We start from the raw sequence: 22,806 nt of genomic DNA, 5'->3' as shown, positions 1-22,806 counted from the left end.
CCTCTTGCCATCCGTCTTGAAATCTGCCTGCAACACCCTTGCGCCGGGAGCGCCGATGACGGGCATGACACAGAAGCCGGCCGCCGGGCACGCAAGAATGTTCAGGCTGCGCAGGTTCACGCAAATGTCCCTTCGTATGAGGTGACGGGTCTTCCGGTCATCTTGATCTGCAATGTTTCTGCGACCAACATCGCCTGCGCCACCGGCGGCAAACCGGTGTTTCACTAGGAATATATTACCCCGAAGAAATGCAGGGAGCCATCTTAATTACCGAAAAAGCGCCATTATCTGCAGCCTTCGCAGCTGCTTTAGACCGGAAGCCACAACCGGATCGGAGACGCCGGCGTTCAACCGGCCGGACAGGAACGCAAAGGAAGTGGAGATCGTGCGAATCCGAAAACAAGAGCTGCCCAAGCCTCGGCGCCAATGGGGGCATGCACAGGAAATTGAGGCGAAGACGGCATTGTCCGCCTCGCAAGTTGATGCCACATGAGCATGGCTGGCCGCCATGCTCATGCATTCTTGATCAATCGGGCCGGAAAGCCGTCGACAGTCCTTCAGGCTTTTGGCGGGGGATCAGAACTCTTCCCACTCCTCGCCACCGCGCGATGCCTGAACTTTCGGCGGCAGAGCGGCGGCTGACCTTGCTGAACGAAGCGCCACCGCGGTTTCGGCGGCCGCCTTGGCACGTCGATCGGAACGGGCAGGAGACGAAAGAGGCACGGCCGGGGCGACCACTGCCTGCGAGTCGAATGCGTTGAGCCGGAACACGGCGACCGCCTGTTCCAGCTTGAGCGACTGATCCTGCATGCTGCCGGCGGCGGCGGCGGCCTGTTCGACGAGCGCGGCATTCTGCTGGGTCATCTCGTCCATTTCCGCAATGGCGCGATTGACTTCCTCGATACCCGAGCTCTGTTCCTGGCTGGCGGCGGTGATTTCGTTCATGATGTCGGCCACATGCTTGACCGAGGTGACGATCTCTTCCATCGTCTTGCCCGCCTCATCGACCAGCTTGCCGCCAGCATCGACCTTTTCCACCGAATCGTTGATCAGCGCCTTGATCTCCTTGGCCGCGCCGGCCGAGCGCTGCGCCAGGTTGCGCACTTCGGCCGCCACCACCGCGAAGCCCCTGCCTTGTTCGCCGGCGCGGGCCGCTTCGACCGCCGCGTTGAGCGCGAGGATGTTGGTCTGGAAGGCGATGCCGTCGATGACGCCGATGATGTCGACCACCTTGCGCGAACTGTCCTTGATCGAGCCCATGGTGTCTACCACCTGACTTACCACCTGGCCTCCCTTGATCGCATAGTCGGAAGCGGAAACCACCAGCTGGTTGGCCTGGCGGGCGTTCTCGGCGTTCTGCTTGACGGTAGAAGTCAGTTCTTCCATGGAGGACGCGGTTTCTTCCAGCGAACCGGCCTGCGATTCGGTGCGGGATGACAGATCCGCATTGCCCGATGCAATCTCGCGTGCGGCCACGGCAATGGTTTCAGTCCCGCGCTTGATGTCGTTTACCGTATTGACCAGGTTGCCCTGCATGACTTTCAGCGAATGCACGAGGCGGCCCGCCTCGTCGTTGCCCGTCTCGGCATCGATGCGCGCGCTCAGGTCGCCGGCGGCGATCGTGTCCGCAATTCTTGCGGCGCTCTGCAAGGGCACGGTAATGGTGCGCGTAATGACAAGCGCGATAATGCCGCCAATGGCAATGGTCAGGATGCCCACGGCCAGCATGCCGAGCCGCGTCGAGACAAAATTTTCCTGGGAAGCCGCATAGGTGGCCTGCATCATCTTTTGCTGATGATCGGCCAGTGCGACAAGCGAGGCGCGCCATTTTTCCTGCAGCGGAAGAAAATCGTTCTTGAGCATGGACGCCGCGTCGAAATAATTGCCCCCGGCGGCATGTCCCTTGATCTTTTCAATGACCGGCAGGATCGCCTGGCCTTGCTCGATGGCCGAGCCAAGAATGGCTTTCGATTGCGCATCGGTGGAGTATTTTTTCACCACCGCTTCCGCCCTTGCATAGTTTTCGAGCAACTGTCCCAGGCGTTTCGATTCACGCTCGCCTTCGAGCGCATCGGTCGGCGTCGCGATCTGGCGCAGGGCCAGTGCGAGCGACCAGCCGGTCTCGCGCATTTCCATGGCGCTGGTCAGGCTCCCCATCTTTTCGGAAACGATCACTTCGGTGTTCGCATGCAAGGCCGTCATGCGCCACAACCCCAGGACCAGCAGCGCGGTAGCGCCGAGCAGCACCAGGCCGAAGCCGAGGGCGAGCCGCGTTCCGATTCTGATATTGGCAAGTTTCAACATAAGGTTTCCTTTTTCCTGGGTTTGATAGAGAGCAGCCGAAAAGATCTCTCGAAGGCCGTTTCACAAGCGACTGCGGCACCTGATCCCGGCACGGCGGTGCCCGGCGTACCGCTCGTACGCGCGGGCTCCGAACACCAGGCTCAAACTGCTTGAAGCAATTTCCGAACGGGCTTCCGGCAAGTCTGATTGCGCCCTTCCGTTTCTGCGGCTACTGCTGGCGGCATCAGAATTCCTCCCATTCGTCGTTTCCGCCACGCGCCGCAAGTGGCGTTGCCGACTTGGCAGGCGCGGCGGATTTGGCGAGGTGACTTACCGCTGTTGACGGGCGCGGCGGAACGAGTGCTTCAGACGTCTTGCCTGGAATTCGCCTGGCAGAGGCAGATACGGATGCGGCGGCGTGCGAAACAGCGCCGGCGGCGGGCTGCACGCCGGCGCGTTCCGCGGGATTGAGGCGGAAGACGGCAACCGCCTGCGCAAGACTGGCCGACTGGTTCTCCATGCTGGCTGCTGCGGCGGCGGCCTGCTCGACCAGGGCGGCATTCTGCTGGGTCATCTCGTCCATTTCCGCAATGGCGCGGTTGACTTCCTCGATACCCGAGCTCTGTTCCTGGCTGGCGGCGGTGATTTCGTTCATGATGTCGGCCACATGCTTGACCGAGGTGACGATCTCTTCCATCGTCTTGCCCGCCTCATCGACCAGCTTGCCGCCAGCATCGACCTTTTCCACCGAATCGTTGATCAGCGCCTTGATCTCCTTGGCCGCGCCGGCCGAGCGCTGCGCCAGGTTGCGCACTTCGGCCGCCACCACCGCGAAGCCCCTGCCTTGTTCGCCGGCGCGGGCCGCTTCGACCGCCGCGTTGAGCGCGAGGATGTTGGTCTGGAAGGCGATGCCGTCGATGACGCCGATGATGTCGACCACCTTGCGCGAACTGTCCTTGATCGAGCCCATGGTATCGACCACCTGACTTACCACCTCGCCGCCGCGCACGGCGACATCGGAAGCGGAAACCACCAGCTGGTTGGCCTGGCGGGCGTTTTCGGCGTTCTGCTTGACGGTGGAAGTCAGTTCTTCCATGGAGGACGCGGTTTCTTCCAGCGAACCGGCCTGCGACTCGGTGCGGGATGACAGATCCGCATTGCCGGCGGCGATCTCGCGCGACGCGACGCCGATGGTCTCGGTGCCGCTGCGCACCTGGCCGACGGTGTGCGAAAGGCTCTCGGTCATCGCCTTCAAGGCCATGAGCAGCTGGCCGGTTTCATCATTCGATTTGATCTCGATACGCTGCGCCAGATCGCCCGATGCCACGGCGCGCGCAATACGCACCGCCTCGTTCAGCGGGGCGGAAATCGCCCGGATCAGCCACAGTCCGATCAGCGCCGCCAATCCCACGCCGAACACCATCGCGGCGATCGACATGTTGCGCACCATGACATACATGCTCTGGGTCTTCTCGAACTCCTTGCGCGCATTGGCTTCCTCATGCTTGATGAGCTTGTCGATATTTTCCTGGAAGCTTGCGAAAAGCTGACTCATCGGCCCTTGCATGACTTCCATCGCCTGCTGCACGTTGGCCGCGCGCAATGCCTCGACCGTCGGCTTCAAGCCTTCCGCGACATACTTCTGGCGGCTCTCCAGCGACTTGGCTGCGCGCTCCTTCTCCTCCGCATCCAGTCCGTTTGCCATGAACGCGGTCCACAGCTTGTCGACTTCCGCAGAGCGGCGGTCTACCTCATCCATCCGCTTGACCACCACGGCGGGATCGCCATTCATGGATTCCGCAACGGCCATGCGATTTTCGGACGTCAGGCGAACGATATGGTTGAGTTGCCCGATCGGCACCATGCGATCGTCATAGATCGCCTTCAAGGACGAATTGGCCGAGCTCAGGCTGGCAATGCCAACGACGCCGCTGCCGATCAGCAGCAGCGACAGCAGGCTGATCACGAACACCAGCCGGGATTTGATGGTCAGGTTGTTAAACATTGTCTCTTCTTCTCTCCGTGTAATTGCCAGGCCGAACGGATAAGCAATGTCCGGGAGTGAAGATCAATTGCCGCCCGATCCTTCCCTTCCCTGTACGTCGCCTTCCATTCCTGTTTCTCCGGCATGCATGCCGGTACGTTGCCGGCATGCCGATTTTTATGGTTGTTTGTTTCTGTATTGCTGCGGTGCTTGCCGATTACGTTTCCCGCGGCATCGGCACACTTGCCGATGCCGTGGGCACCGATTGGCGGCGTCAGGCGGCGAGCTGTTCGATCAGGCCCATTTCAGAGCTGGACATGAGCTTGTCGATGTCCACCAGGATCAGCATGCGCTGATCGATGGTGCCCAGACCGATGAGGTAATCGGTGTTGAGCGCCGTGCCCATTTCCGGGGCCGGCTTGATCTGCTCGGGCGAGAGAGTGATGACGTCCGACACGCTGTCGACCACCATTCCCACGACGCGTCCGCCGATGTTGAGAATGATAACGACGGTGAACTGGTCGTAGGTCGGCTCGCCCAGGTGAAACTTGATGCGCATGTCCACGATCGGCACGATGATGCCGCGCAGGTTCACCACGCCTTTGATGAAGTCGGGTGCATTGGCGATACGGGTAACGGTTTCATAACCGCGGATTTCCTGAACCTTGAGGATGTCGATGCCATACTCTTCCTTGCCCAGGGTGAAGGCAAGGAACTCCTGGCCGGCAATGTCCTTGTCGGATTTTTCTCCGGCTGCCGGAGCATTCATCTGTACCACTTGTGTCATGTTGAGGTCCTTCTCGGGGAAATTCAGAATAATCAGGAAAAAATCGATTCGTCGGCAAGCTGACGGCTGGATCGCAGCAATGCCGCGACATCGATGATCAGCGAGACGCCGCCGTCGCCCAGGATGGTGGCGCCGGAAATGCCTGCCACCTTGCGGTAATTGGATTCAAGATTCTTGACCACCACCTGCTGCTGTCCGACCAGGTCATCGACAAACAATGCGGCTTTTCTGCCCTCCGATTCGAGGATCACCACGATGCCTTGCGAAGGATCGGAAAAATTCGGCTCGATACCGAACATCTGGTATAGCGGAATCAGCGGCAGATATTCTCCGCGCACTTTTACCACCCGTCCCTGTCCGCTGATTTCCTTGACGTCGGCCGGGTCGGGCTGCAGCGACTCCACCACGTAGCCGAGCGGAAGGATGTAGATTTCCTCGCCGACCTTGATCGACATGCCGTCGAGGATGGCCAGCGTCAGCGGCAGCGAAATCGAGATGGTGGTGCCGAAGCCCTTGGCCGAACGGATATCGACCACGCCGCCCATCGCCGCGATGTTCCGCTTGACCACGTCCATGCCGACGCCGCGGCCCGACACATCGGTCACGGTCTCGGCGGTGGAGAAGCCCGGAGCGAAGATCAGCTGCCAGACATCCGCGTCGGCCATCGTGTCGGAAACCGCCAGGCCCTGCGACTTGGCCTTGGCCAGGATTTTTTCGCGGTTCAGCCCGCCGCCGTCATCGGTCACTTCGATGACGATGTTGCCGCCCTGGTGGCCGGCCGACAGGGACAGGCGGCCGCGTTCGCTCTTGCCGGCCGCCCTGCGCACTTCGGGCATCTCGATGCCGTGGTCGATACTGTTGCGCACCAGATGCGTGAGCGGATCGACGATGCGCTCGATCAGACCCTTGTCGAGTTCGGTTGCGGCGCCATGCGTGACGAATTCGATGCGCTTGCCGAGCTTGCTCGCAAGATCCCGCACCATGCGCGGGAAGCGCGAAAACACATAGTCCATCGGCATCATGCGGATCGACATCACCGCTTCCTGCAGGTCGCGCGTATTGCGCGTGAGCTGGCTGACGCTGTTGAGCAGCCGCTCGTGCAGCATGGGGTCGAGCAAGCTGGTGCGCTGCTCGATCATGGCCTGGGTAATGACGAGTTCGCCGACGAGATTGATAAGCTGATCCACCTTCTCGATGCCGACGCGGATCGAGGAAGTCTCGGCGTTGTGATGTACCTTGTCCGCCTCGCGCTTTGCCGACGCCTTCTTGTCGGCAAGGGCGGCGTTTGCCGCCTCCTGCTGCAGCGCGGCGGCGGCCGCCTTGGCTTCGGCTTCAGACACGTTTTTCTGCGCCGGAGGTTCGAATCCCTCGAAGAATCCGTAGCCTTGCGCTGCCTCCTGTGCCGCCTTCGCCGCCTTCGCCGCCGCGGCGTTCTCGGCGTCTGCGGCGCCAGGCTCGATCGGATCGAAGAAGCCATAACCCTGCGCCTCTTCCTGGGCGGCCCTGAGTTCGGCCTCGGTCCTTGCGCGCGGCGGTGTCTCTTCAGTGATCTTCAGCTCCTCGGTGTCGACGATGAAGGAGCAGATGGAAATGATGTCGTCCCGGCTGCTGCTGCCGACCAGCGTGAATATCACGTGGCCGTCCGCCGTGGTTTCCTTGCCGGCATGGCCGAGCAAGCCAAGTTCGGCGAACAGCGCATCCACGTCGCGCTCGGCGATCTTCGGCAGTTCGATGCGGAAGCAGCGTGCCGATCCGTCCATCGGAATGGCGGGAGCGGCCGGCCCGGGTGCGATCTCCAGCGTAGCCGTCGCCACGGCCCTGGGCATATCGCCTTCCGACAGCGCTTCCAGCATCATGCGCACATCGGCGACGGCTTCCTGGTCGACCGGCGTCTGCAGACGATGTCCGTCCAGCTGCATCTTGAGTACGTCCTTGGCCATCAGGAAAGCGTCCACATGCTCGGCGGACAGGGCCATCTCGCCCTTGCGTATCTTGTCCAGCAGCGACTCCAGCACATGGGTGACTTCGGTCAGGTCGTTGAGGCCGAACGTGCCGGCGCCGCCCTTGATGGAATGGGCGGCACGGAAGATGGCATTCAGATCTTCCTCGCCGGGCGACGAGATGTCGATTGCCAGGAGCAGTTTTTCCATTTCTGCGAGAAGTTCTTCGGTCTCGTCAAAGAACACCTGGAAGAACTGGCTCATATCAATGGTCATATTGGAACTCCGTGATCTACGCGCTACAGGGTTGCAGTGATGGCGGGGGTGCGGCGTTCAGCCGATCACCTTCTTCACGACTTCCGTGAGGCGCTGGGGATCGAAAGGCTTGACCAGCCAGCCGTTGGCACCGGCGGCCCTGCCCTTGGACTTCATTTCGTCACTGGACTCCGTGGTCAGCATGAGGATCGGCACTTTCTGGTAGGTCGGCAGACCGCGCAGCGAGCGGATCAGGCTGAGGCCATCCATGCGCGGCATGTTCTGATCGGTCAGCACCAGGTCGAAAACCTGGGTCTTCGCCTTGTCGAGACCATCCTGCCCGTCGACCGCCTCGGTCACCTGGTAGCCGGCCGCCCGAAGGCTGAACACGACCATTTGTCGCAGCGAACCCGAGTCGTCTACCGCCAATATCGTTTTTGCCATTTTTCCAACTCCTGCTGTTTTCGTTTCCGGATCGTTCCGGTTTTCTTGTATTGCGCTGTCCGTGTCACATGCCGGCCTGCAGACATGTCGGCAGGCTGCGGTGCCGTTCAAAACAGCTCGATGTCACCGCTCTCCATGTGCGTCTGGCAAACCGCCTTCCACAATGCACTCTCCAGTTTCACGCTCTGCTCCTCAAGTACCTTGTTGATCGCATGAAGGGTCCTGACGATCTCTTCCGCGTTGCTGTCCGAGATGCCGGTACTGCCCGCGCCGAGTTCTCCCAGCACTTCCCTCAAGCCGGTCACCCGCCGTACTGTCCGGCCGATCAGCTGGCCGGTCATGTCCTGAAACTGCAGCCCGGTGACCGCCGCATTGACGTGCTGGCTGATCTCCGCATGCCTGGCCTTGATCTGGCCGGCCAGTTCCGGTGTCAGCGACACGCCAGACAGCAGCATGTCGATGGTGGCCTGCTGCGAGGTGATTGCCTCATGAATGGCCATGAAACTCGCACCCAGCTTCTCGATCGCTTCGCCGAGCAGCAGACTGGTTTGCGCCAGGTCGGTCTCGACTTCGTTCAGATGCTGCGTGCCATGATCCGACAAATTGGAGAGCAGGTTCTGCACCTGCGAGCCCAGCTGTTTATCTCTAGTCATGGAAATGTCCCGTCCCCATCCCGTTAGTCTGTCGACTGCTGACGACCATGCTTCACTTGACCGGCTCCGGTTTTGCAACCGTGCTGCCTATATCCGGCTTGACCTGAGATGCGTTTTGCACCTCGACCGTGCCGCCATCCTTCAATGCGCTTTCCTCCGCCTTCCGGTTCATGACGATGATGCTGATGCGCCGGTTGATCGGATTGAGCGGATTTTCCTTGTCGAACAGGACCGCGGAAGACAATCCGACCACTCGCAGCAGCTTGCTTTCATCCATGCCGCCGGCGAGCAATGCGCGCCGCGACGCATTGGCGCGGTCGGCCGACAATTCCCAGTTGCTGTATCCCTTTTCGCCGCTGGCGTAAGGCGTCGCATCGGTATGCCCGGACAGGCTGACCCGGTTGGGCATGTCGTTCAATGCCTTGCCGATTTCATACAGGATGTCCTTGGTATAGGGTTGCAGCTCGGCTTTCGCCAACGCGAACATCGGCCGGTTCTGCTCGTCCACGATCTGGATGCGCAAGCCTTCGGTGGTGATATCGATCAGCAGCTGGCTCTTGAACTGGCGCAGGGCCGGACGCGCCTCGATGGCTTCCTCGATGCGCGCTTTCAATGAACGCAGGCGGGCGATTTCTGCCCGCTCAAGCTGCTCCTGCGCCTCCTTCAGATGGGCGGCCTGAAGGTTGTAGGTCTTTTTCATCTCCGGGTCGTCGCCCTTCTTGACCTGGCCGTCCTTGCGGGTGAGATCCTTGCCTCCGCCCTGGACAATGCTGGAGCTGTCGCCGGAGCCTGAGCCGCCCGACATCGCCACCTTGAGCGGCGTCTTGAAATACTCCGCAATACCCTGCAGGTCGCCCTTGGCGGTGGAGCCGAGCAGCCACATCAGCAGGAAGAACGCCATCATCGCCGTCACGAAGTCGGCGTAGGCGATCTTCCAGGCGCCGCCGTGATGGCCGCCGCCGCCCTTCTTGATGCGTTTAACAATGATCGGGCGTAAGCCTTCGTCAGCCATGTCGCGGTTTGCCTGTCGGGTATCGAGGTGTTATTTGGACTTGGATGACTTGATGTGTTCCTCAAGTTCGCCGAACGTCGGGCGCTCCGTGGAATAGAGGACCTTGCGGCCGAATTCCACCGCCAGCGCCGGCGCATAGCCGTTCAGGCTGGCCAGCAGGGTCACCTTCACGCACTGGAACATCTTCGACGACTCGTGCAGCTTCTGTTCGAGCAGCGCGGACAGCGGACCCACGAAGCCATAGGCGAGAAGAATGCCGAGGAAGGTGCCGACCAGCGCCTTCGCGATCAGCATGCCCAGTTCCGAGGGCGGCAGGCCGACCGATTCCATGGTGTGCACCACGCCCATCACCGCCGCGACGATACCGAACGCCGGCAGGCCGTCGCCGAGCTTGGCCACGCAATGAATCGGCACCTCGCCCTCGGCATGATGCGTCTCGATCTCGTTGTCCATCAGGTTCTCGATCTGGAAGGCGTCCATGTTCCCGGACACCATCAGGCGCAGATAATCGGTCATGAATTCGACGATGTGATGATCGCCCAGAATGCCGGGGTACTTGCTGAAGATGGCGCTCTGCTCGGGGTTTTCGATATCGCCTTCGATCGACATCAGGCCTTCCTTGCGGACCTTGCTGAGGATTTCAAACAGCAGCGTCATCAGCTCCATGTAGAGCGCCTTGCTGTACTTGGAACCCTTGAACACGGAGGGCAATGCCTTGAGCGTCGCCTTGATCGACTTGCCGTTGTTGCCGACGAAGAAGGCGCCGAAGGCGGCGCCGCCGATCATCAGGAGTTCGATCGGCTGAAACAGCACGGCGACGTGCCCGCCCGCCATGACGAAGCCGCCGAACACGGAAACGCAAACGATGATGTATCCAACAATGACTAACAAGGGCTGCGCTCCGGTCTTGATGTTCCCGCGCCGCGCCGCCGAATCTGAAGCAATGCTGCCGGCGGGCGCGGTGTTCCAATTAGTTGTATTTCCTTAGGTCAACCATTTTGCCAATTCGCGAAGCCCTTCACAACCATTCTCTGCATCGGTGTGGTCAATCCGGCTTTCGCGGGCAACGTTGATGCGAAATTAACGGCAAAAACCGGCCGAACTTGAACAGCCTCCATCGCCATGCCCTCTCATCGATACCATCCGTACAAGACATCGCGCCCGTTGCCGGGATGAAGAAGCAGCTGCGGCTCCACGCCGGGAATGGCGAATTCATGACTGAGCAGCAAGCTGCCCGGCTTCATCTCCGCCATGGCCTTGGATGCGAGAGCGGGCATTGCCGCCGGCGACAGATAGGCAAAGATCACGTCATAGTCGCCAAAGTCGAGGTCGGCATAATCTCCCCGGAGGAAGCGCCCTCGGCTGCCACTCAGCCTGGCGCGCACAAGGCTCGCGAACCATGGCAGGGGAGCGAGCTCGATTCCCGCGAAGTCGCCGTCAGGCCGGCGCCGGGCGAGATGCATGGTGAGACCGCCGAAACCGCTGCCGATATCGATGAATCGCGGCGGACGATCGGAAGGAAGCAGGCGCTCGACTTCATGCCAGACGGCGGCACGGGAGGGATAGTAAGGAACCTGCGTGCGGAAAGTGCTCCAGTAGAGAATGAGCAGAACGCTGAAGGCGGACAGGTATATCCATGACGGCAGGCCCAGCGACAGGACCAGCACCAGTGTCAAGGGAAACAGGAATTGAATGAACGGCCACCAGGGAGCGAGCCGGCGCCATCGGGTCAGCGCCGCCGCGATACCGCCCTGCAGCAGCACGGCCATGGCGACATTGACCTGCACATCCAGCAGCGGCAATGCGTGAAACGCCATGCCCAAGGTCGCCAGCAGCGCGAGCAACTGGATCAGCAGCGCCTGGACCGCGGGAGGAAAGGAAGGCAGCCGGTGCGGCGAGGCGCCCGGCTGCGAGCGCCTGCTGTGCATGAGAAGCGAACGGGAAGAAAGACGAAGATCAGGCCTGGAACAGCGGAGCGGACGATGCCGCGCCCTCTTCCTTCAGCTTCTTGGTCTTGCCGGCGCGCGAGGGCATGTGGCAAAGGCCGCAGATATAGTCGTTGTGCAAATCCAGTCGGTGCACGACGAAATCGCCGCCGCACTTGCTGCAGCAGGCGGTCTCGAGCATCTTGCTTTCGAAGAAGCGGACCAGCGTCCAGGCACGGGTAAGCGACAGCACGGGTTCGCCCGAGGCATCCGGCTCGACCTGCTCGAGATAAAGCTTGTAGGCCTTCATGACCGCCTCGATGCCCGAGATCTGCGCATGCTCGACCAGGTATTTATGGATATTGATGAACAGGGAAGAATGGATATTGGGCTGCCAGGTGATGAACCAGTCGGTCGAAAACGGCAGCATGCCCTTCGGCGGCGACACGCCCTTGAGCTCCTTGTAGAGCTTGAGAAGTCGTTCACGCGAAAGCGTCGTCTCCGATTCTAGAAGCTGCAAGCGGGCACCCAGCTTGATCAGTTCGATCGCGAGCTGAATTTCCTGTGCTTCCGTGACCACGCTCTTTTTCGCCATGTTGTCCTCTTGTCATCCAAAAACCTGAATCGGCACTGCCGTTCAGGACAATTCTTCTATCTTTTGTCCGGCCATCAGGATGGCGGAATGCGTCTGCGACAGGCCGCGGTCCTTGGTGTGACTGGTCAGCATGCCAAGGATCGCGCCGTCGTCGAACCGGAAGCGCGCCAGCATCATGTTGGTGCCGGCAAGCTTCAGAATCTGCGCATTGTTCAACCCTTCGAGCAAGTCGGCCATTTCACCGCTGATCCCAAGCCGGAACACCGCCGCCGCCTTGTCGGAACGAATCATCTGTTGCGCCAGCATGAGGTAACTCAAATTGGCATCCCGAATTTCTGCCAGCATGTCGTTCGTCGTCATCGTGAACCCCCGTCCTAGATTGCAGTTGCCTGATGGCATTGCATTGGAAGCGATTCTGACCGCGGTCGAAAATTGGGAAAAGCGGAGCGCGCCCATATTTTGCGTCAGACGCAAGGCGGCATGGCCTGTCGGTATTTGTCCTACAAATGCCGGGCGTGGGGAATCCCGCACTTCTTTCGAAGTCCGGAAAATGGCTTGGCATCTGGCTTGCAGCCGGAATGGCCACCTGACATCTGCCCTCGCCGAAGGGAAAATTTTTAAAAAACTTGCCTCCGTTGCCTGCTTCCGGCAGTGCAAAATCCTGCTTTTGCAGCGTGCCTTACTGGCTACAACGATCGACTTTGTTGTATTACGGCAGCAGAAACGCGAACTTTAGGGTTCCGGCAAAAAAATTTCCGCCTGTGTGTTCATTGCTCTTATCGGCATGAAGGACGCTCGATTTAGGCCGGAAGACATTTTTCGTGCCTTGACGCCGGAATCGCCGGCAGGCTTGCCAAAGGTGCAAAGCGGAAAAATATTTCATCCAGAGCGGGCACTTTCCGGCCGCGCCGCCGGTCTCCTGCAAAGCCTCCAGCCATGCTGCAGGCCAATTCCCCAGACCACACGGCACCGCCTTGAGAAGCCTACCGTCCCAAGCGAGCCGCCCCGCCATTCAAGGATGAGACATGAGCGCAGTACTGCAACCCCGATATGACGAATTTGACACCGCCGATATCATGCGCGGCCTTTACGGTGACGGCATCATCGGCCTCAAGGGGGCGTTCGAACGCAGCTGGGTGCAAAGCCTGCGCCAGGATATCGACATGCTGTTCGAGGAAGCCCAGCGGCGCCCCGGCGGCGCCCTGGGACGCGGACCGAACCGGTTCTATGTCGAAGTGCATCCTGAACGCATCCGCGGTTTTGTCGACCTGATCACCCATCCCTGGGCTGTCGCCGTCTGCACCGCGGTGCTCGGTCCGCAATACCGGGTTGTCGAAACCGGTTTCGATGTCCCCGGTCCGGGCGCTGCCAATCAGCCCTGGCATCGCGACTTCCCCATGCCGGACGCCACGCGCGTCGGACGCCGCCTCAATTCGCTGGCATTCAATATCACGACGGTCGACGTCGAGGAAGACATGGGGCCGTTCGAAATCGCTCCCGGCACCCAGTGGGACGAATTCAGCGGCTGCGACAAGGGCATGTTCCCTCCCCCGTCGCACTATCACCGCTACGAGGCCCGCGCCCAGCGCAAGCTTCCGAAAATGGGAGACATCTCGGCACGCTCCGCGCTGACCATCCACCGCGGCACCGCCAATCGCTCGAACAGGTCTCGGCCGGTCTTCGTGCTCGGGGTCGACGCGCCCGATGCCACGAATTCCCAGCATCACGACATGCAGGTGACCCGGGCCTATTACAACGCATTGCCGCAAGAGGTCCGGTCGCACCTGACCTGCCGCATCGTCGATGAGCTGGAACACGTGGTCCAGGCGCATACGATCGAAGGTCTGATCAAGGGCGTCGACTGAAATTCCGAGCATGCTTCACCCGTGCTGCAGCTTGCCTGTGCTGCTGGCAGCTGCGCTGTTCGACTCGATGAGAAATGCCCTGCGGGGCATTTTTCTTTTGATGCAAGAAAAGCTGCGCCCGCGCGGCCGGCGGCTTCCTGCTGCGCCGGCCATTGCCACATTACCTGACCGAGAATCGTACGCTCGCCGTCTTCTTGTCCGCGAAGGTAATGGCCGCAATCGCTTTCGACCCCGATGCAATCTTCGCATCGCTTTTCGAAGCCAGGGCATTGTCGCCGGCAGGCTCCAGCGCCACTTCGGTTTTCTGGCTGCCGTTCAACACGGTCAGTTTGCCCGAGGCGCCCGTGGTGGCCACCGGCTTTCCATGATCTTCCACGTAAATCATGGTCTTTCCGTCCTTGCTCACCAGTTCAAGGCTGATGCCCGCACTGGATTCCTGGACGATGCCGCCATGCTTTGCCGTCTCGCCGTGTGCGAGCGCCTGGCCGGATGCGACGGCCATTCCGATTGCCGCCAGGGCCAATAGTTTTTTCATTGCTTTCTCCTTAGGGAATTCGGCAGCGGCTCTTGCCCGGGCGCCGCTGCAACAGCCCGTTATCAATACGCTTCCTGCGACTTGCCGGCGACGATGCGCTCCAGGGGCCGGCGGCCAACCAGCCAGAAAATCAGCGGGGTCAGCAAGGTATCGAGCAGCGTCGAACTGATCAAGCCGCCGAAGATCACCACCGCCACCGGATGCAGGATTTCCTTGCCTGGCGCATCGGCCGCCAGCAGCAGCGGCACCAGCGCGAACGCCGCCACCAGCGCGGTCATGAGCACGGGCGTCAGCCGTTCAAGCGATCCGCGCACAATCATGGTCGTGCCAAAGGTTTCCCCCTCGAACTTGCAGAGGTTGATGTAGTGGCTGACCTTCAGGATGCCGTTGCGGGTCGCGATACCGGTCAGGGTAATGAAGCCGACCATGGATGCCACGGACAGCGAAATGCCCGCGATCCACATCGCGATGACGCTGCCGATGAGGGCGAACGGAATATTCCCCATGATGACCAGCGCCAGCGCCGCCGATTTGTAGCGCGAATAGAGCACCAGGAAAATCATCGCCAGCGATATCAGCGACAGGCCGACAATCAGACGTGTCGCCTGCTCCTGCGCCTGGAACTGGCCTTCGATGCTGATGAAATAGCCGGCCGGCAGGGTTGTCGCGGCCACCGCCTTGCGAATGTCGGCGATGATGCCCGACATGTCGGAACCGTCGGTGTTGGCGTAGACGACGATGCGCCGCCGGCCGTTCTCGCGGCCGATCTGGTTCGGGCCGTCGCTCTCCTCCACCGCTGCAATCGCCGACAGCGGCACCTGTCCGGCCGGGCTGTCGAGCATGATGCGCGACAGGTCCTGCGGCGAGCGGCTCTGGTCAGGCAGGCGCAGCATCAGGTCGAAGCGGCGCGGTCCGTCAACCACCTGCGCCATGCGGTCACCCTCGGACAGCGTCTCCAGGGCCTTGAGCACCTGGCCGGGAGCCAGTCCGTACTGCGCCGCCTTGCGGTAGTCGACGCGCACCTTGATTTGCGGGATCAGTACCTGGCGCTCGACGGAAAGATCCACCAGCCCCTGTACGCTGGAGAACCTGCCGCGCAGCCCCTCGGCGAGGCCGCGCAGGGTGTCGAGGTCGTCGCCGTAGACCTTGACGGCGATCTGCGCGCGCACGCCGGAAAGCAGATGGTCGAGACGGTGCGAGATCGGCTGGCCGATGGAGACCGCGGCCGGAATGACAGCCATCTTCGCCCTCAGGTCGGCCATCACCTGTTCCCGGTCGCGGTCCGAACGCTTCAGGTCCACGTCGATTTCCGAGGAATGGACGCCCTCGGCATGCTCATCCAGCTCGGCGCGGCCGGTACGGCGCCCCACCTTGCTGACTTCCGGCACCTCCTTGATGAGCGTTTCGGCAAGCGCGCCCATCCGGTTGGCTTCGGCGAGGGATGTGCCTGGCGTGAAGGTCATGCCCATCACAAGCGAACCTTCATTGAAGGGCGGCAGAAAGGCTTTGGGAAAGAACGGCACCGTTGCCGCGGCCGCCGCCACGAGCAGCGCTGCCACGGCGAGGATGGGCCTGGCGCGCGGGAAGGACCACTCCAGCGCCCTGGCATCCCATTCCTTGAGCGTGCGCACCACCGGACTGTCTCCATGCCCAAGCTGCTTCATGTGCAGCAGGAGGAAATAGGAAAGCACGGGAGTGACCGTCATCGATACCAGCATGGATGCCAGGATGGAAACGATGTAAGCGATACCGAGCGGCGCGAACAGGCGCCCCTCGATTCCGGGCAGGGCGAACAGCGGCACGAAGACCAGCACCACGATGGCTGTCGCGTAGACAATCCCGGAACGCACCTCGACCGAGGCGTGCCAGATGGTGTCGAGCACCGATGCCGGATTCATTTCTCCCTGGCGCTGCTTGAGTCTTCGAAGGATGTTTTCCACGTCGACCACGGCATCGTCCACCAGTTCGCCGATGGCAATCGCCAGTCCGCCGAGCGTCATCACGTTGATGGATTGGCCCAGCAGGTGGAATGCCGCCGCGGTGACCGCCAGCGACAGCGGTATCGCGATCAGCGAAATCGCCGTGGTCCTGAAGTTCAGCAGGAATGCGAACAGCACGATCGCGACCATGATGGCGCCGTCGCGCAGGGCGTCGACGACGTTGCCGATGGATGCCTCGATGAAGTCGGCCTGGCGGAAGAGGATTTCCGGCGCCGCCAAGCCGGCCGGCAATCCCTGCCTGAGTTCGCACAGCGCCTTTTCAATGTCGTCGGTCAGCTTGACGGTGTCCGCGGCCGGTTGCTTCTGGACGCTGACGATGACCGCCGGCTTGCCGTTCATGCCGGCATCCCCGCGCTTGAAGGCCGGGGCATAACGCACCGACGCCACCTGTTCCAGCAACACCGGCGTGCCGTTGCGGAATGCCACCGCTATCCCCTTCACGTCTTCCAGGCGCGTCGTGCGTCCCAGGTTGCGGATAAGGTACTCGCGCGCGCTCAGGTCGATGAAACCGCCGCTCGTGTTGGCGGCAACTCCCTGGAGCGCATTGGCAACCTGCTCCAGCGAAACGCCGAACTGCGCCATGCGCGCCGTGTCGGGTTCGACGCGCAGCTGGCGAACTTCGCCGCCGATCGGAATGACCTGCGATACGCCCGGAATGGACAACAGGCGCGGCCGCAGCACGAAGTCGGCATACTCGCGGGCCTGCATCGGGCTTGCCTTCGATACGTCGATGGGCAAGGCGATCAGCATGATTTCGCCCATGATGGACGAGACCGGCCCCATGATCGGGGTGACGCTCTCCGGCAGCTGCTCCTTGACGAGCGTGAGTCGTTCCGAAACCAGCTGCCGGTTGCGGTAGACGTCGGTGCCCCAGTCAAACTCGGCATAGACGATCGACAGCCCGACGCCCGACACGGAACGCACCCGCGTCACGCCGGGCATGCCGTTGAGCGAGGTTTCCAGGGGAAACGACACCAGCTGCTCGACCTCCTCCGGCGCCATGCCTCCGGCCTCGGTCATCACGGTCACCACGGGCTTGTTCAGGTCGGGAAAGACATCGACCGGCGTGCGCCGGGCCATGAACGTGCCGTAGATCACCAGGATGATGGCGGCGGCCAGAACGAACAGCCGGTTCGCCAGGCTCGAACGAACTATCCAGTTGAACATAGATGTCCTTATCGAATCTGGTTGATCAGCGCGGCGCCGGAGACCACAACGCGGTTGCCGGGCCCCAGCCCCTTGACGACGACGACTCGGCTGGCGTCCAGCGGACGGGTCTCGACCGGTTGCGCGACGAAACGCTCGGCGCCGGACTTGATCCACACGATGGGCTCGTTGGACGGGTTGCGCACCACCGCCTCGGCAGGCACGGCGATGCCCTTGACCGCATCCTTGAGCTTCGCCACCAACGTTACCGGCTGGCCCACCGCGAGTGCGGCGTCCTTGGCGCTTGCACGGAAGTTCAGCGGCAAGGCGCCTTCACGCAAGGAGCGCCCGCCTCCGATGAACGCCAACTCGACGCCCGGAATGTTCGCCAGGGCGGCGGACTCCACGCGTGCGGCCAGGGAGGGCTCGGTCGTCACCGCTTCGACCATCATCCGGGCGGGATCCACGATGTCGAAGAGCATGTCGCGGGCCTCGACTATCTGGCCGTTAAGCGCATTGGCCGCGGCGATGACTCCGGCAGCGGGTGCGGTGATTGCTTCGCTGCCTCCCACCGTGCCGGCCACGGCTTTTTCGCGGCCGGTCAGGCTGGCGAGTTCCGCACGCGCTGCCTCGATTTCCTTCTGCGGCACGGTGCCTTCCAGCGATTCGAGCCTTCTGACCCGCTGTTCGGCGAGACGGCGGCTGGTTTGAATTTCGACCAGCTGCGCCTGCTGATTGCCGCGCTCGATGGCCGCCGCGATCGGACGGACGTACAGGAGCACTTGTCCCTTCTCGACCCGCTGGCCGGCAACCGGCAATCCCTTGGGTCCGGGCTCGAGGCGGCCGGCGAATGGCGCCTGGACGCGGCCGCCGGCATTCGGATCCATTGCGACCCGCCCGTTCAGTTCGGCCGTCATCGGATGCTCGCCCGCCTCGGCGACGATGGTGCGCAGGGCCATCCGGCGTTGCGCAAGCTTTGGCACATTGACGCTGCCGTCGGGCAGGCGCGCAAGTCCGGTGGTGCTGGCTGACGCGGGAGCGTCCAGGTGTTCGCCGTTTGGGCCGTGGGCGCCCGGCCCTGCCACAGCCGACGCGGAAATCAATCCGGCCAATCCAGCCGCCGCCAGGCCGAGCATGGGGAATGAAAGCTTGTTCATGTTCAGTTTCCGGTGGAAGGTTTGCGGCGTGCCAGCACGATGGCAATTGCAGCCAGAACGAGGGCGAGAATGCCGCCAATGATCGCTGCGGTGGAGAGCGGCACATGTCGCAAGCCGGTCTTGCCATCCGCGGTCGCGTAAGTTTCACCGCCGACCGTCATCGTGGTTTCGAGAAGGTCGGTGTCATCGCCCGCGGAAACCGTCAACATCAGAACGTGTTTTCCCGGTTTCGCCAGCGCCTTGATGAACGCCTGGTCGCTGACCGAATAGTCGCCGTGGTCCGCATGGAACTTGGCGGCAGCCTTCTGGCCATTCACCTCGACTTCGACATTGCCGTTGAGGACCGGCTCATTGGTCGCAAACCGGTCTATCAGCAGCGAGAGTTCATTGTTCTCCAGGCGGCCGACGATCTCGAAGATTTCCGTTGCCGTTTCGATGCGCGGCTGAGCCGATACGGATGCTGATGCTGCGGGGGCATCGTCGTGGCTGTGGTCCGCCCCTCCATGCGCGAAGGCGAGTACCGGGAACACCAGGCAGAAAATGATGATTTGTATGGCTTTCATGGAGTTACTCCCAATGCTTGATTCAGGCGGGCGCAGGCCAGGCCGACGGCAATACGCTGCTGCCGCTCGCCCGCCTCCGCCTCATGCAGGATGCTTCGGGCCCTGAGCATTTCGGTCAGGCCGCGTTCACCCATGCGAAATGCCTTCTCGATCAGTTGCGCATGTTCGCGCGCGATGCCGGCGCGGCTGACGGCCGCGTCAAGTGCCTGTTCGGAAGCCGCGACCTGCTCGCGCGCGAGCGCGATGTCCGCCTGCAGGCCCGCTTCGGACTGGACCGCTTCTGCGGATGCGGTGACCAGTTGCGTTTGTGCGGCCGTCTCGAGAGGCCGATTGCGTGCGGCGGTTCCAATGGGAATGTCAATGCCGAAGCTAACGCTGGAGGCCGATTCGCCGCCGATGGCTTCCCGTTCGCGGCGATAGGCGACGCCGACAGTCGGCGGCTCGCTTCGGTTTTTAGCGACCACGTTGAGCGACGCCTGCGCATTCCGGATGGCCGCCCTTGAAGCGGACAGGCGTGGATGAGGCTCCACCGGCGCATCCGCCACGGGCTCCGCTGCCGGCGGCGGTATCTCCGCCAGACCAGTCAGGGTAGTGAAGCGCAGCAAGGCTTCGCGCAGCTTCAATTGAGCGTCGACAACGCCAGTCCTGGCGGCAAGCGCCTCCTGTCGGGCGAGCATGCCGTCCGTGCGAGCCAGGTCGCCGGCATTGACCCGCCGCATGACTTCCTCCGCAGTCGCCTCAAGATATTTCTGGCGATTGACAGCTTCGGCCAAGACTTCCCTGGCTGAGGCAACAGCCCACAGGCGCTCCCGGACCTCGCCCGCAAGGCTAAGCCGCAGGTTGGCAATCTGTGCCTGAAGTTCGGCCGCACCAGCCTCGGCTTGCGCCCGGCGTGCGGCAACCTGCCCGGGGAGCCAGACCGGCGCCGACAGCGACACCTCCCTCTCTCTCGCACCGGCACGGTCGGTCCAGCGGTCGCTGCGCTCGGACAGTCCGACGGAGGGCGAACCCGCAATCCAGGAGCGCGCGGCCTCATGGCCTGCCAGGATCTCGTCCTGTCTCGACTCCAGCGTTCGAGCCTGGGGTGATCTTTGCCATGCTGCCTCGACGGCAGCTTTGAGGCTGTCTGGAACGGCTTGCGGGTAAGCGGCCGTTGAACCCAGTGTCAGGACAGCCGAGACAATAACAGTGTGAATCGTAAAATGAGCACGCATGCAATCTCCAATCGGTAACCGTAAGGACGGCCGAAGGCAGTTGCACAGGTCGCGGCTAGGCGCGAACCCTCACGGCTTTGGAAAAAGCCGGATGAAGTACGGAGATGCCTTCGGCGGATCAGCCTAGGCTTGCAGGGGGGCGTTGCAGACGCTGCGGAAATGGGTCGGGCAGGTAGTGTTGAGGCTGGGTGTCCGACGCGCGAGTCGCGCGTACGCTCACCAGGGCAGGAATTGTGGATGGAATGGCGGCGCAGTTGTGAGCCGCCGAATGTTCAGCCAGATGCTCCGACGATGCCGTCGAGTCATCGTAATGAACCCCGCCGTGGTGATCATCATGATGATGACTTTCCCCGATGAGATGGTCGATTTCATGCGCAATGCTGAAAGCGGCCTTTCCGGACGCGTGCCATCCGCCCTGCATCGCAAAGCTATGCAAAGGCAGCAGCACAAGCAGAAAGAGACAGAGCAGTCGGCGCACGGATTGATTCGGGACTTGGGGTTGATGCGCGGATTATAGCATCCGGGTTTCCGTCTCAAAGTGATCGCAGCGTAGTGATGCATTTTTCCGCCGGTTCACTTGCCTCGCCGTCCAACCAATGCAGGAAGGCACCGCGTGGCAGGCACGGCATGATTGCCGGACGGCCTTGCTCGTTGGCGAGGCCCGGCGTTTATTTTCAAACAAGTGTCGCGCCATTACATCTACACAAGCATGCCGATTATTGTATTTTCTTGATTTTTCCTGTGCAACCAAGGATTGACTATGCGCATTTCTCGACTGACTTCCATTCTGCTTTGCGCCGGCGCGCTGTCGACACCCGCGCTCGCTCAGCACAGCTCGCATTCCGGCACGCATGAGCCGAATCAAGCCCATGGCCAGATGAACCACGGTGCGATGAAAAGCTCGCCCAACGCCGCCAAGGCGGAATATGACCATCAATTCATCGACACGATGGTTGTGCATCATCAGGGCGCCATCGAGATGGCTCAACTTGTCGATAAGCGTGCCGGCCATGAGGAACTGAAGCAGCTGGCAAAAAAAGTGATGGATGACCAGCAGAAGGAAATCAGGCAACTGCAGGACTGGAAACAGCAATGGTACGCCGGCAAAGGCGACGCCATGAACATGAAGCTTCCAGGCATGGCGGAATCAATGAAGGACATGTCGATGGAAAAACTGGCGGCGAAAAAAGGCAATGCCTTCGATGCCATGTTTATCGACATGATGATCCGCCATCATCGTGGCGCCGTCAAAATGGCTCAGGACGCCTTGAAGAAGGCGAAGCATTCCGAAGTGAAAGAACTTGCCCGTGCCGTCGTCGATGCACAGAAGAAAGAAATCGAGCAGATGACGGCATGGAAAAAGGAATGGAAACTCGCGGCCAAATAAGGTCTTGACCTTCCAATTGCTGGAAGGTCTATCCTGGCTTCACCTGATCTGAAGGAGAAACCGGATGTTCACTTTGCTAGTCGAGGGCATGACCTGCGGCGGTTGCGCCCGCCGTATTACCACTGCCGTACAGGCGGTCGACAAAGCCGCCGCAGTCGAAGTAGACCTCCCTGCCCGGCTCATCCGCGTGGTTTCTGCGGAGGATGCCGAGATAGTGGCAAGGGCCGTGACTGCAGCGGGCTATCCCGCATCGGTAAGGCCTGCCGCTCCTGCCTGAACGTCTGTCCACGTTCGAGCGCAAACACCAACACCAACACCAGCAGCAGCCTGCTAGAGCGGTTTCGCCTTGGCCGGTCTGGTCGAGGTCGATGCCGAGGCCGAGGTAGATTGCTGCTGGAATCAGGCGTGACGACGCGACATGGCCAGGCCATGGCAAGGAGTCACAACGCAGTGCCGGCGGCAATTTGTCCGGGATCGACAGGCAGGTCAGGGTGAAACCGATCTAAAGGGCGCGAATGGCAGCCGACGCGGCCTTCCCTCGCTCGGCTCCAATGCAGCGCCTGCCCGATGTCGACACCGCATCGGATGTCCGGCTTTCAGCCGGCCTGCATTAAGCCGGTCACCGGACAATTGCTGTCGTCATTGATTGCGGCCCGTGCCATGGGCTTGAGTTTGGTATCCATGATGACGAATGCAACGCGTCTGCGCGCGGGATCGCGGTGATACGGCGGATTTGGTTTGAAAGGGAGCGCTCCCGTTCCGCCAAAAAAAATGCCCCTTGCGGGGCATTTTTAAATCCTTGGCGGAGACGGAGGGATTCGCCTACATTCCGCAGGCCGCGGCTTGGCCTGCATGCCAAGCCCTTCAAATCCCGAACGCGCGCAGTGCCCGCTCCCGTTCCGCCAAAAAAAAATGCCCCTTGCGGGGCATTTTTAAATCCTTGGCGGAGACGGAGGGATTCGAACCCTCGATACAGGTTTAAGCCCATATGCTTCCTTAGCAGGGAAGTGCCTTCGACCTCTCGGCCACGTCTCCACACATGAAACGCGCTTGCGCTTGCT

At 61.5% G+C, this 22,806-nt stretch carries 21 protein-coding genes and 1 tRNA gene; 5 read left to right on the top strand and 17 right to left on the bottom strand.

The features are described 5' to 3' along the window. Positions 1-576 precede the first annotated feature (576 nt). The 11 genes from FH061_RS13480 to flhD form a co-directional block, all read right to left on the bottom strand. Positions 577-2,304 (bottom strand): methyl-accepting chemotaxis protein, encoded by a 1,728-nt coding sequence (locus tag FH061_RS13480; protein ID WP_151636352.1) that lies wholly within the window; start codon positions 2,302-2,304, stop codon positions 577-579. A gap of 223 nt (positions 2,305-2,527) precedes the next feature. Next, positions 2,528-4,288 carry a methyl-accepting chemotaxis protein gene (locus FH061_RS13475; RefSeq protein WP_151636351.1) on the bottom strand — a complete coding sequence of 587 codons (1,761 nt, stop codon included), beginning with the start codon at positions 4,286-4,288 and terminating at the stop codon, positions 2,528-2,530. Positions 4,289-4,541: 253 nt separating this feature from the next. After that, the gene (locus FH061_RS13470) at positions 4,542-5,054 is read right to left on the bottom strand and encodes a chemotaxis protein CheW (RefSeq protein WP_151636350.1); all 513 of its coding nucleotides are present in this window, start codon (positions 5,052-5,054) and stop codon (positions 4,542-4,544) included. Between the two features lie 32 nt (positions 5,055-5,086). Next, the gene (cheA, locus tag FH061_RS13465; protein WP_151636349.1) at positions 5,087-7,270 is read right to left on the bottom strand and encodes a chemotaxis protein CheA; all 2,184 of its coding nucleotides are present in this window, start codon (positions 7,268-7,270) and stop codon (positions 5,087-5,089) included. Positions 7,271-7,327: 57 nt separating this feature from the next. Then, the gene (locus FH061_RS13460; protein ID WP_151636348.1) at positions 7,328-7,693 is read right to left on the bottom strand and encodes a response regulator; all 366 of its coding nucleotides are present in this window, start codon (positions 7,691-7,693) and stop codon (positions 7,328-7,330) included. 107 nt (positions 7,694-7,800) lie between these two features. Further along, positions 7,801-8,346 carry a chemotaxis protein gene (locus tag FH061_RS13455; protein WP_151636347.1) on the bottom strand — a complete coding sequence of 182 codons (546 nt, stop codon included), beginning with the start codon at positions 8,344-8,346 and terminating at the stop codon, positions 7,801-7,803. Between the two features lie 52 nt (positions 8,347-8,398). Next, positions 8,399-9,358, bottom strand: coding sequence for a flagellar motor protein MotB (gene motB, locus FH061_RS13450; protein ID WP_151636346.1), 960 nt, complete (start codon positions 9,356-9,358; stop codon positions 8,399-8,401). 30 nt (positions 9,359-9,388) lie between these two features. After that, a complete protein-coding gene (gene motA / locus FH061_RS13445; RefSeq protein WP_151636345.1) occupies positions 9,389-10,249 on the bottom strand; it encodes a flagellar motor stator protein MotA in 861 nt (286 codons plus the stop codon). A 239-nt stretch (positions 10,250-10,488) separates the two neighbouring features. Beyond that, entirely contained in the window at positions 10,489-11,286 is a 798-nt protein-coding gene (locus tag FH061_RS13440; protein WP_151636344.1) for a class I SAM-dependent methyltransferase, read from the bottom strand. Positions 11,287-11,314: 28 nt separating this feature from the next. Then, entirely contained in the window at positions 11,315-11,878 is a 564-nt protein-coding gene (flhC, locus tag FH061_RS13435; RefSeq protein WP_151636343.1) for a flagellar transcriptional regulator FlhC, read from the bottom strand. 42 nt (positions 11,879-11,920) lie between these two features. Further along, positions 11,921-12,238, bottom strand: coding sequence for a flagellar transcriptional regulator FlhD (gene flhD, locus FH061_RS13430; protein ID WP_151636342.1), 318 nt, complete (start codon positions 12,236-12,238; stop codon positions 11,921-11,923). On the opposite strand from flhD, the gene FH061_RS13425 reads away from it, so the two are divergent. After that, positions 12,222-12,614 (top strand): hypothetical protein, encoded by a 393-nt coding sequence (locus tag FH061_RS13425; RefSeq protein WP_151636341.1) that lies wholly within the window; start codon positions 12,222-12,224, stop codon positions 12,612-12,614. The genes flhD and FH061_RS13425 overlap by 17 nt on opposite strands. 289 nt (positions 12,615-12,903) lie before the next feature. Next, positions 12,904-13,743, top strand: a complete 840-nt coding sequence (locus FH061_RS13420; protein ID WP_151636340.1) for a phytanoyl-CoA dioxygenase family protein — start codon at positions 12,904-12,906, stop codon at positions 13,741-13,743. 160 nt (positions 13,744-13,903) lie between these two features. Here FH061_RS13420 and FH061_RS13415 read toward each other — a convergent pair whose 3' ends face one another. From FH061_RS13415 to FH061_RS13395, 5 genes are all read right to left on the bottom strand, one after another. Then, entirely contained in the window at positions 13,904-14,278 is a 375-nt protein-coding gene (locus tag FH061_RS13415) for a hypothetical protein (RefSeq protein WP_151636339.1), read from the bottom strand. Between the two features lie 62 nt (positions 14,279-14,340). Then, positions 14,341-17,445, bottom strand: a complete 3,105-nt coding sequence (locus FH061_RS13410) for an efflux RND transporter permease subunit (RefSeq protein ID WP_151636338.1) — start codon at positions 17,443-17,445, stop codon at positions 14,341-14,343. Between the two features lie 8 nt (positions 17,446-17,453). Further along, positions 17,454-18,581 (bottom strand): efflux RND transporter periplasmic adaptor subunit, encoded by a 1,128-nt coding sequence (locus FH061_RS13405; RefSeq protein ID WP_151636337.1) that lies wholly within the window; start codon positions 18,579-18,581, stop codon positions 17,454-17,456. A gap of 2 nt (positions 18,582-18,583) precedes the next feature. Next, positions 18,584-19,144 carry a hypothetical protein gene (locus tag FH061_RS13400; RefSeq protein WP_151636336.1) on the bottom strand — a complete coding sequence of 187 codons (561 nt, stop codon included), beginning with the start codon at positions 19,142-19,144 and terminating at the stop codon, positions 18,584-18,586. Further along, positions 19,141-20,358, bottom strand: coding sequence for a TolC family protein (locus FH061_RS13395; RefSeq protein WP_151636335.1), 1,218 nt, complete (start codon positions 20,356-20,358; stop codon positions 19,141-19,143). The genes FH061_RS13400 and FH061_RS13395 overlap by 4 nt, the downstream gene beginning before the upstream one ends. Positions 20,359-20,668: 310 nt before the next feature. Between FH061_RS13395 and FH061_RS13390 the strand changes: the two genes are divergently transcribed. From FH061_RS13390 to FH061_RS13380, 3 genes are all read left to right on the top strand, one after another. Continuing rightward, positions 20,669-20,875 (top strand): hypothetical protein, encoded by a 207-nt coding sequence (locus FH061_RS13390; protein ID WP_151636334.1) that lies wholly within the window; start codon positions 20,669-20,671, stop codon positions 20,873-20,875. Between the two features lie 243 nt (positions 20,876-21,118). Continuing rightward, entirely contained in the window at positions 21,119-21,745 is a 627-nt protein-coding gene (locus FH061_RS13385; protein WP_151636333.1) for a DUF305 domain-containing protein, read from the top strand. A 64-nt stretch (positions 21,746-21,809) separates the two neighbouring features. Further along, complete coding sequence (locus tag FH061_RS13380) at positions 21,810-22,022, top strand: heavy-metal-associated domain-containing protein (RefSeq protein WP_151636332.1); 213 nt, start codon at positions 21,810-21,812, stop codon at positions 22,020-22,022. Between the two features lie 664 nt (positions 22,023-22,686). Here FH061_RS13380 and FH061_RS13375 read toward each other — a convergent pair. Beyond that, a tRNA-Ser gene (locus tag FH061_RS13375) sits at positions 22,687-22,780 on the bottom strand. Positions 22,781-22,806 lie beyond the last annotated feature (26 nt).

This window comes from Noviherbaspirillum aerium (genome assembly GCF_008929045.1).
In the GTDB taxonomy this organism is placed as follows: domain Bacteria; phylum Pseudomonadota; class Gammaproteobacteria; order Burkholderiales; family Burkholderiaceae_D; genus Noviherbaspirillum; species Noviherbaspirillum aerium.
Note: the sequence above shows the minus strand (reverse complement) of the source record. Positions and strands in the feature narration are given on the sequence as shown.